This window comes from Streptomyces graminilatus, from assembly GCF_001418565.1.
Lineage (GTDB): Bacteria > Actinomycetota > Actinomycetes > Streptomycetales > Streptomycetaceae > Streptomyces > Streptomyces graminilatus.
Genome location: NZ_LIQQ01000632.1, coordinates 1 through 9,971, shown reverse-complemented (window position 1 = coordinate 9,971; position 9,971 = coordinate 1). Strand labels below are relative to the sequence as shown.

The window sequence follows — 9,971 nt, the reverse complement described above, 5'->3', positions numbered from 1 at the left end:
AACTTCGGCGCCGCCCCCGCCCCACCCCCCACGGACACGGTCCGCCTCCGCCTCACGAACAGCACCTCGTACGTGGACCTCCGGGGCCCCACCACCTGTGCCCTCATCACGGACCCCGAGAAGCAGGCGATACACGACCGCCTGGGCCCGGACCCCCTCCGCGAAGACGCCGCCCACGTGACCGCGTACGCGCGCATCAGCCGCAGCCGTACAACGATCGCCGCCCTCCTCATGGACCAGAAGATCATCGCGGGCGTGGGCAACGTCTACCGCGCCGAGGTCCTGTTCCGGCACGGCATCGACCCGTACCGCCCCGGCAGGGACATCACACCCGCCGAGTGGAACGCGCTCTGGAACGACCTGGTCGCCCTCATGCGCGAGGGAGTCCGCAACAACCGCATCGACACCGTCCGCCCGGAGCACACCCCGGAGGCGATGGGCCGCCCGCCGCGCGTCGACGACCACGGCGGCGAGGTCTACGTCTACCGCAGGGCCAACCTGCCCTGCCACCTCTGCGGCGGCGAGATCCGCACCGCCGACCTCGCCGCCCGCAACCTCTTCTGGTGCCCCACCTGCCAGCGCAAGTGAGAAACCACGGGAGAGGTCACCGCACCCGGCATCAGAACAGGCACGGGAACGGAAATCAGCGCGGCCCTCAGCGCGGCCCCCAGCGCGGCCCTCAGACCGCCCCCCAGACCACCCCTCAGAACCCGTGCGACAGCCAAGGCACCACCACCGACCCGAACGCCACAGAAGCCTCAGCCAAGGCCCCCTGCCGGATCTCCCGCACCCGCCCGGCCGCCCCCAGCCCGGCCAACGGCACGCCGCCCAGATAGGCGGACCCCAACTCCCGTACGGACAGCGCGAGATCAGCCGCGTCGTCCGTACGCCGGCACACCGCTCCCTTGGTATCGCCCGTCAGCCGCCAACGCCCGGAGTTCCACGGACAGAACGCGTCCTCGACGTCGAACACGACATCCACCGGCGCCTGATAGGTCCGGGCCTCCAACGCGGCCCCCAGATCCACCAGTCGTACGTACAGCGAGTCCCGCCTGCGCGTCGCGCACCGCCGGATGTCCGACACCATGTGATGCCACGGTTCCTCGACCGGCCGCGAGCGTCCGACGATCTTCGACGTGAGGTCGATGCCGAACAGGAAACGCCACAACGCCCCCTGCGCGGCGGCGTCGAGCGCCTCCAGGTCCTCGACGACGACCGAGCTGTTGGACCCGGTGAGGTCCCAGTCGGGCTTGACCCGGAAGCGGACGAACCCCACGACCTCCGCGCCCCGCTCCGAGCCCCGTTCGGCGACGACGCACTGCAAAGGCGACGCCCCGTCCCGCTCGCCCTCGGGGTCGAGCACCATCACCGGCGCCCAGCCGGGCATCCGCGCCAGCATCCCTGGCCGCTCCGGCACCCGCCGCGCGTACACCGCCTCACAGTCGTCGAGGACTTCGGCCGGTACGGCGTACCGCAGCCGTACGTCGTCGGCGCCGTCCGGCACCGTCAGCCGTACCCGCGTCGTGTCGATCTCGAAGGACAGCGAGTGGGTCGCGACGCCGTACCCGAACCGGCCGTAGATGGCGGGCTCGGACGCCGTGAGGACGGCCAGCGGCTCGCCCAGGCCCCGTACGTCGTCCAGTTGCCGCCGCATCATCGAGGTGAGCACCCCGCGCCTGCGGTGCGTGGCGGAGACACCGACCATCGTGACGCCCGCCGCCGGCACGGACGCACCGCCCGGTACGGTTACCCGGAATGTGAACGCACCGGCACTGCCCACACACGTGTCACCGTCCCAGGCCCCGATGGAACGGTCGTGCTCGGTGAGTGATTTCCACAACGCCCGCTCCTCGGCGGACTCCGGCATTCCGCCGAAGGCGCGGAGCAGGTTGTCGTACCACTGATCCCAGTCGTCGGGCCGGAGCACCCGCAGCTCGGTCGTGCCGGGGGCCCCGGAAGTCCTGGAGGTAGTCATGAGGCATGACTACCAGGGGGGCGAGGGACGGGCGAGGGAATTTCTCTCTCGGGGCCTCGGACCGGCCCTCGGTGGGTTTCACTGTGAAGTTGAGGCTCGGACGGGGGACAAGTGGGACCTCCCGTGCCAAGCGGCTGGTCCGATGGATAGGGTCCCGAACTAATGGCAGCAGGACGAGAGCGGCGCGCGGAGGCCGAGACGTTCACGGCCCGGTTGAAGAAGCAGGCTCACCGGGTCCGCACCGGCCTGCGCAGATCCGCCGTGGACTACTTCCGGGGCGACGGCTCGGACTGGATCGCGCTCGCCGGTCTGCTCATCACGATCCCGGTCATCGCCGCCACGACCCTGGCCAACTCGGTGTGGTGCTCACCGGCCGCACTCGTCCTCCCGATCGTCGCGGGCGGCCTCCTGCTGCGCCCGTCCAGTCTGCTGGGCCTGTACGCGGCCGCCGCGACGGCGCTGATAGTGGAGTCGGTGAAGCTGGGCCCGTACACGGAGGGCCCGAGCCGGGTCACCCCGGGTGTGGTCCTGGTGGTGGCGGCCTGCGGTTTCTTCGGCCTGCTGATCGCCCAGTTCCGCAGCCGGGTGGGAGTCCCCTGGCGACGCGGCGGCACGATGCTGTTCGACCTGCGCGAACGCATCCGCGTCCAGAGCAAGTTGCCGCAGCTGCCCCAGGGCTGGCACCGGGAGATGGCGCTGCGCCCGGCGGGCGGCCAGTCGTTCTCGGGCGACTTCGTGGTGGCCGCCCGTACGAACGGGGGCCGCACCATGGAGGTCGTCCTGACGGACGTCTCGGGCAAGGGCATGGACGCGGGCTCCAGGGCCCTGCTCCTCTCCGGAGCCTTCGGCGGCCTGCTGGGTTCCCTCCCGCCGCACGCCTTCCTCCCGGCGGCGAACGGCTACCTGCTCCGCCAGGACTGGGACGAGGGCTTCGCGACCTCGATCCACCTCGTCCTGGACCTGGACTCGGGCGACTACGAACTCTTCTCGGCCGGCCATCCGCCGGGCCTCCAGCTCAGCGCGGGCACGGGCCGCTGGGAGGAGAAAGCGGCGGAGGGCCCGCTGCTGGGCGTGTACGACGGAGCCCAGTTCGACCCCGTGAAGGGATCGCTGCGCCCCGGGGACGTCCTGATGCTGTTCACGGACGGCCTGGTCGAGACGTCGGAGCGGGACATCGTCGAAGGCATCGACCGTCTGACGGGCGAGGCCGACCGCTATGTGGCCGGCGGCTTCCACGGCGCGGCCTGGCACCTCATCGAGGCGGTCGCCAGGGACGTGAACGACGACAGGGCGCTCCTGCTGGTCTGCCGCGAGGGCCCCACTGCCCAGGCGACGAGCTGATCCAGCCGATGAAGCCGATGAAGCCGATGAAGCCGATGGAACCGATGGAACCGATGGAACCGATGGAACCGATGAAGGCGATGTCCCTGGCCGAAGTCGAGGCCATTGCCCGGGCCGCGCACGCCGGGCAGACGGACAAGGCGGGCCGCCCCTACGCGGAGCACCTCCAGGCCGTCGCCGAGGGCGTACGCGCGCGTGGCGGCGACGACGAGCAGATCGCGGCGGCCTGGCTGCACGACGCCGTCGAGGACGACGCCCTGTCCGAACACTGGCTGGCGGAAGCCGCGTTGTCCCGCCGTACGAAGGACATCGTGCTGGCCGTCACCAAGCGCGCGGGGGAGACCCCCGAGGCGTACGCCCGGCGCGTCCTGGCCACCCCCGGCGCGCTCCTGGTCAAGGAGGCGGACCTGGCGCACAACGCGAACCCGGCCCGTCTGGCGGTACTTGACGCCCCGACCCGCGCCCGCCTGACCGAGAAGTACGCCAAAATGCGCACACTGCTTGGCCTTTAGGGGCGTAAATGTCGGTCTAATCGCCAACAAAGAACATGTTTCGTGCTGTTGGTCCCCTATGGGGATAAAACGATCTCATGGGGCAGATGATGCGTCACCGGCCGCATGCGGTGGCCCCGTTGGTGGCACGATGGATCTGGCGGGGGTGCGAGGAAACGCATCCCTGGGCCGGTAGAGCGGACCGACCATAGGGCGTGATCAGTGTGGCCATTTCGTTGTCAGTGGTGCTGATGTTGGGAATCATCCTGGTGGTGCTGATCCGTGGAGGCTCGATCAAGACGGGCCCGGCGGTCGTCGCCATACTCTTCGGCTTCTTCCTCGCCTCGACCGGCATGGCGGACGACATCCAACGCTTCCTGAACTCGATAGCCGACACGATCAACGAGATCCGGTTCTGACCGTGGTGTTAGACCGCGTGGCAGGCCATGGTCTCCGGCCGGGGGTCCGGCCGCCATGGGGAGAACGCGACCGGCCCGGTTCCAGAGAGGAACCGGGCCGGGGACGTGAGAGAGCGGGCGACGGGAATCGAACCCGCGTAGCTAGTTTGGAAGACTAGTGCTCTACCATTGAGCTACGCCCGCACGCGTGCGCCGCAGGTCAGAGCGACCGCGGCACAGAGAGCATCGTAGCGGTTCGAGCCCCCTTCACGCACACCCGGTTTCCACTCCCGCTGTCGCTTCCGTTGTCACTCCTGAAATGCGGCAACGTCTTGGCCTGTGGCCATGTACCCTACGTGTCGCACCAGACGGGGTGTGGCGCAGCTTGGTAGCGCGTCCGCTTTGGGAGCGGAAGGCCGTGGGTTCAAATCCCGCCACCCCGACCATCGTGCCGGACCACCGGCAGGATCATCTTGCAGGACACCTTTTGGGGCGTGTACCGCCTGCGGCTAGTATGCAAACTGCGCGCCCGTGTGTCTGCGTTGTTTACGTCCCTCAAGGGCCGCGAATCCGCTGAGGCTCTGCCGCGTCCGGCAACAGGACAACCCGCTGAACCCCTCAGCAGAACCCCAAGAAGTCAGCCCCCAAGGAGACCGAACCGTGAAGAGCGCCGTGGAGACCCTGAACCCGACCCGGGTTCGGCTCAGCATCGAGGTGCCCTTCGAGGAGCTCAAGGACAGCCTCGACGCGGCGTACAAGAAGATCAACCAGCAGGTCACGGTGAAGGGCTTCCGGAAGGGCAAGATCCCGGCGCGCATCATCGACCAGCGGTTCGGCCGCGGTGCGGTTCTGGAGGAGGCCGTCAACGACGCGCTCCCGAAGTTCTACACCGACGCGGTCAACGAGGCCGAGCTCAACGTCCTGGGCCAGCCCGAGGTCGACATCACGGAGTTGAAGGACGGCGAGACGCTGAACTTCACCGCCGAGGTCGACGTCCGCCCGACCATCGAGATCCCGGACTACTCCGGCATCGAGGTCGAGGTCGACGCGATCGAGGTCACCGACGAGGACATCGACAAGTCGGTCGAGCAGCTCCGTGAGCGCTTCGCCTCCACCTCCCCGGTCGAGCGTGCCGCCGAGGACGGCGACGTCGTGACGCTGGACCTGGAGGCCAAGGTCGACGGCGAGGTGCTGGAGGACGGCGTCGCGCACGGCGTCTCCTACACCATCGGCTCCGGCGAGCTGCTGGAAGGAGTCGACGCCGCCGTCACGGGCCTGGAGGCCGGTGGCGAGGCCACCTTCACCTCCGAGCTCAAGGGTGGCTCGGCGGCCGGCAAGGAGGCCGAGGTCACCGTCAAGGTCACCCAGGTCGCCGCCCGTGAACTCCCGGCCCTGGACGACGAGTTCGCCCAGCTCGCCTCCGAGTTCGACACCCTGGAGGAGCTGCGCGCGGACAGCCGCAAGCGCCTCGAGAACATGAAGCAGTACGACCAGGCCACGCAGGCCCAGGAGCGCGTCCTGGAGAAGCTGCTTGAGCTCGTCGAGGTGCCCGTCCCCGAGAAGCTCCTCGAGGACGAGATCAACACCCGCAAGCACAACCTGGAGCACCACCAGCTCGGCCAGATGGGCCTCGACCTCGAGAAGTACCTCGAGATCCAGGGCAAGACGGCCGAGGAGTTCGACACCGAGACCAAGGAAGCCGCGGTCAAGGGCATCAAGACCCAGTTCGTCCTCGACGAGCTGGTCAACAAGGAGAAGCTGAACGTCAACCAGGAGGAGCTCACCGAGCACCTCATGCGGCGCGCGGCCTCCTCCGGCATGTCCCCCGACCAGTTCGCCCAGGCGGTCGTCGAGGGCGGCCAGGTCCCGATGCTGGTCGGCGAGGTCGCCCGCGGCAAGGCCCTCGCGGTCGTGGTCGAGGCCGCCACGGTGAAGGACACCAACGGCGAGATCGTCGACCTCGACGACGAGGAAGAGGACGAGACCACGGAGACGGCCGAGGCCGCCACCGAGGAGACCCCGGCCGCCGAGGCCGAGGCCGTCGAGGAGAAGCCCGAGGCCTGAAAACCACGGCACCTCTGAAGCACACCTAGAACAGGCCCCCGGGAACTCAGGTCCCCGGGGGCCTGTCCTGTGCCTGCCGGGGCCACGCAGGGTCCCTTGTGATCCGCGGCCACCGGGGCGCCCCTGAAGGGGCGCGGGGAACTGCGCGACAAGCCCCCACCGAGCCGCACCCGACCACCCCCGGCGGAGCCACGGCGAGAAGCGACAAGGGGCCCCGGGGCACAGCCCCGCGACGCTCACCCCGACCCCGACCCCGTCACAGACACAGCCGCCCCCGCCGGAACTCCCGCTAAACCCCGCGGAGCACATGCGCTCACAGCGAACAGTTCCTTTCCCGGGATTCCCCGGAGGGACCCGCGCGTTAGGGTCCATGAATACGAGGGCAGGGGAGTCCCCGAAAACGGCCGGACAGCCCCACGCCCCGGCAGAACACGTGAGACGGCCCGGCGCCGTCGTAATACGAGCAGGTGGATACGACGTGACGAATCTGATGCCTTCCGCCGCCGGCGAGCCTTCCATCGGCGGTGGCCTCGGCGACCAGGTCTACAACCGGCTGCTCAACGAGCGGATCATCTTCCTCGGCCAGCCGGTCGACGACGACATCGCGAACAAGATCACCGCGCAGTTGCTGCTCCTCGCCGCCGCTGACCCGGACAAGGACATCAACCTCTACATCAACAGCCCGGGCGGTTCGATCACGGCCGGCATGGCGATCTACGACACGATGCAGTTCATCAAGAACGACGTGATGACCATCGCCATGGGTCTCGCCGCCTCCATGGGCCAGTTCCTGCTCAGCGCCGGTACGCCCGGCAAGCGCTTCGCCCTGCCGAACGCCGAGATCCTGATCCACCAGCCCTCCGCCGGCCTCGCCGGTTCGGCTTCGGACATCAAGATCCACGCCGAGCGGCTGCTGCACACCAAGAGGCGCATGGCGGAGCTCACCGCGCAGCACACGGGCCAGACGGTCGAGCAGGTCACCCGGGACTCGGACCGCGACCGCTGGTTCGACCCCGAGGAGGCCAAGGCGTACGGCCTCATCGACGACGTCATCGCCACGGCCGCAGGCATCCCGGGCGGCGGCGGCACAGGGGTGTGAACGCCCCCAATGCCCTTCAGCCCCCGCCTAAGCCCCTTTCAGGAGACACCGTGAACGACTTCCCCGGCAGTGGCCTCTACGACCGTACGAGGGCCGCCCAGGCCGCCCAGGCGCAGTACACCGGCCCCGCCGCCGAATCCCGCTACGTCATCCCGCGCTTCGTCGAGCGCACCTCGCAGGGCGTGCGTGAGTACGACCCGTACGCGAAGCTCTTCGAGGAGCGCGTGATCTTCCTCGGCGTGCAGATCGACGACGCCTCCGCCAACGACGTCATGGCGCAGCTGCTGTGCCTGGAGTCGATGGACCCCGACCGGGACATCTCGGTCTACATCAACAGCCCCGGTGGCTCGTTCACGGCCCTCACGGCCATTTACGACACGATGCAGTTCGTGAAGCCGGACGTCCAGACGGTCTGCATGGGCCAGGCGGCCTCCGCCGCCGCGATCCTCCTCGCGGCCGGTACGCCGGGCAAGCGCATGGCGCTGCCCAACGCGCGCGTGCTGATCCACCAGCCGTACAGCGAGACCGGCCGGGGCCAGGTCTCCGACCTGGAGATCGCGGCCAACGAGATCCTCCGGATGCGTGCCCAGCTGGAGGACATGCTGGCCAGGCACTCCACCACGCCGATCGAGAAGATCCGCGAGGACATCGAGCGCGACAAGATCCTCACGGCCGAGGACGCCCTGGCGTACGGCCTGATCGACCAGATCATTTCCACCCGCAAGATGAACAACGCCAGCGTCCGCTGACGTACTGGTGGACGCGGAAGCCGTGGCGTCCGCCGCCCCTTGGCGCGGTTTGACCCGGAGCACGACAAAGTGAACCGCGCCAAGGGGGGCCCGAACGAGGGGCCAGGCAAGGTACCGTCGGACATAAGGCAGCACCAGGAGCCGCTGGACGCAGGCGACTCCCAGGCGAAGGGGAAGCACACCGTGGCACGCATCGGTGACGGCGGCGATCTGCTCAAGTGCTCGTTCTGTGGCAAGAGCCAGAAGCAGGTCAAGAAGCTCATCGCAGGCCCCGGTGTGTACATCTGCGACGAGTGCATCGATCTCTGCAACGAGATCATCGAGGAAGAGCTCGCGGAGACGAGCGAGGTCAGGTGGGAGGAACTCCCCAAGCCCCGCGAGATCTACGAGTTCCTCGAGGGGTACGTGGTCGGTCAGGAGTCGGCCAAGAAGGCCCTGTCCGTCGCGGTGTACAACCACTACAAGCGGGTCCAGGCCGGTGAGAACAGCACGGGTCAAGGCCGCGAGGACGCCATCGAGTTGGCGAAGTCGAACATTCTCCTGCTGGGCCCCACGGGCTCCGGCAAGACCCTCCTCGCGCAGACCCTGGCGCGCATGCTGAACGTCCCGTTCGCCATCGCGGACGCGACGGCGCTGACGGAGGCGGGGTACGTCGGCGAGGACGTCGAGAACATCCTGCTGAAGCTGATCCAGGCGGCGGACTACGACGTCAAGAAGGCCGAGACCGGGATCATCTACATCGACGAGATCGACAAGGTCGCGCGGAAGAGTGAAAACCCGTCGATCACGCGTGACGTGTCCGGCGAGGGCGTCCAGCAGGCCCTGCTGAAGATCCTCGAAGGCACGACGGCCTCCGTCCCGCCGCAGGGCGGACGCAAGCACCCGCACCAGGAGTTCATCCAGATCGACACGACGAACGTCCTGTTCATCGTGGGCGGCGCCTTCGCGGGCCTGGAGAAGCTCGTAGAGTCCCGTGCGGGCGCCAAGGGCATCGGCTTCGGCGCCACGATCCGTTCCAAGAAGGAACTGGAGGCGAAGGACCGCTTCGAGGACGTCATGCCCGAGGACCTGGTGAAGTTCGGCATGATCCCCGAGTTCATCGGCCGCCTCCCGGTCATCACCTCGGTCCACAACCTCGACCGCGAGGCCCTCCTCCAGATCCTGGTGGAGCCGCGCAACGCGCTCGTCAAGCAGTACCAGCGCCTCTTCGAACTCGACGGTGTGGAGCTGGACTTCGAGCGCGAGGCCCTGGAGGCCATCGCCGACCAGGCGATCCTGCGCCAGACCGGCGCCCGTGGCCTGCGCGCCATCATGGAGGAGGTCCTCCAGGCGGTGATGTACGAGGTCCCGTCCCGCAAGGACGTGGCCCGCGTCGTCATCACGGTGGACGTCGTCCTGAAGAACGTGAACCCGACCCTGATCCCGAGGGACGCGCGCGGACGCGGCCCGGGCGAGCAGAAGACGGCGTAACGCCCGGTCGTTCTCGTACGACGGCGGTGGGGTCCGGTCAGCTGACCGGACCCCACCGCCGTTGACGTATGTACGTATGTCGGGCCGCTGTACGTATGTCGGGCCGCCGGACCCGCCGTTGGAACCGCTCCCGCCGCCGAACAAGGAAACGCGTTTCGGGCCACACCCGCGACGCCCCTAAACTGGCCGGGTGACCGAGAACGCTCAGCAGCAGCCAACAGCGCCCATCACCGAACTGCCGACCCAGTACACGCCGGCCGACGTAGAGGGGCCGCTGTACGAGCGCTGGGTGGAGCGCGGTTACTTCGCCGCCGACGCGAAGAGCGACAAGCCCGCGTACACCATCGTCATCCCGCCGCCGAACGTCACCGGCTCCCTCCACCT

10 protein-coding genes and 2 tRNA genes are annotated in these 9,971 nt (G+C 68.5%); 10 read left to right on the top strand and 2 right to left on the bottom strand.

Features of this window, described 5'->3' with window-relative positions; genetic code table 11:
- Positions 1–588 (top strand): Fpg/Nei family DNA glycosylase (locus AOK08_RS38720; RefSeq protein ID WP_055534830.1); only part of this gene is annotated, 588 nt, incomplete at its 5' end.
- 115 nt (positions 589–703) lie between these two features.
- Here AOK08_RS38720 and AOK08_RS38715 read toward each other — a convergent pair.
- Positions 704–1,975 carry a GNAT family N-acetyltransferase gene (locus AOK08_RS38715; protein ID WP_198539524.1) on the bottom strand — a complete coding sequence of 424 codons (1,272 nt, stop codon included), beginning with the start codon at positions 1,973–1,975 and terminating at the stop codon, positions 704–706.
- A gap of 162 nt (positions 1,976–2,137) precedes the next feature.
- Between AOK08_RS38715 and AOK08_RS38710 the strand changes: the two genes are divergently transcribed.
- From AOK08_RS38710 to AOK08_RS38700, 3 genes are all read left to right on the top strand, one after another.
- Entirely contained in the window at positions 2,138–3,316 is a 1,179-nt protein-coding gene (locus AOK08_RS38710) for a PP2C family protein-serine/threonine phosphatase (RefSeq protein ID WP_055534826.1), read from the top strand.
- 71 nt (positions 3,317–3,387) lie between these two features.
- Positions 3,388–3,828 carry an HD domain-containing protein gene (locus AOK08_RS38705; protein ID WP_055534838.1) on the top strand — a complete coding sequence of 147 codons (441 nt, stop codon included), beginning with the start codon at positions 3,388–3,390 and terminating at the stop codon, positions 3,826–3,828.
- A gap of 203 nt (positions 3,829–4,031) precedes the next feature.
- Positions 4,032–4,226: a hypothetical protein gene (locus tag AOK08_RS38700; protein WP_055534836.1), complete on the top strand. Its 195-nt coding sequence runs from the start codon at positions 4,032–4,034 to the stop codon at positions 4,224–4,226.
- A gap of 112 nt (positions 4,227–4,338) precedes the next feature.
- On the opposite strand, the gene AOK08_RS38695 is transcribed toward AOK08_RS38700, so the two are convergent.
- Positions 4,339–4,409, bottom strand: a tRNA-Gly gene (locus tag AOK08_RS38695).
- Positions 4,410–4,574: 165 nt separating this feature from the next.
- Between AOK08_RS38695 and AOK08_RS38690 the strand changes: the two genes are divergently transcribed.
- The 6 genes from AOK08_RS38690 to AOK08_RS38665 all read left to right on the top strand — a co-directional run.
- Positions 4,575–4,651: transfer RNA gene (locus tag AOK08_RS38690), tRNA-Pro, on the top strand.
- Between the two features lie 214 nt (positions 4,652–4,865).
- Positions 4,866–6,269, top strand: a complete 1,404-nt coding sequence (gene tig, locus AOK08_RS38685) for a trigger factor (RefSeq protein WP_055534824.1) — start codon at positions 4,866–4,868, stop codon at positions 6,267–6,269.
- Positions 6,270–6,759: 490 nt separating this feature from the next.
- Positions 6,760–7,368, top strand: coding sequence for an ATP-dependent Clp protease proteolytic subunit (locus AOK08_RS38680; protein WP_055534834.1), 609 nt, complete (start codon positions 6,760–6,762; stop codon positions 7,366–7,368).
- A 50-nt stretch (positions 7,369–7,418) separates the two neighbouring features.
- The gene (locus tag AOK08_RS38675; protein ID WP_055534822.1) at positions 7,419–8,117 is read left to right on the top strand and encodes an ATP-dependent Clp protease proteolytic subunit; all 699 of its coding nucleotides are present in this window, start codon (positions 7,419–7,421) and stop codon (positions 8,115–8,117) included.
- 183 nt (positions 8,118–8,300) lie between these two features.
- Positions 8,301–9,587, top strand: coding sequence for an ATP-dependent Clp protease ATP-binding subunit ClpX (clpX, locus tag AOK08_RS38670; protein ID WP_055534832.1), 1,287 nt, complete (start codon positions 8,301–8,303; stop codon positions 9,585–9,587).
- Between the two features lie 190 nt (positions 9,588–9,777).
- A partial coding sequence (locus AOK08_RS38665; protein WP_055534820.1) for a class I tRNA ligase family protein occupies positions 9,778–9,971 on the top strand: 194 nt, incomplete at its 3' end.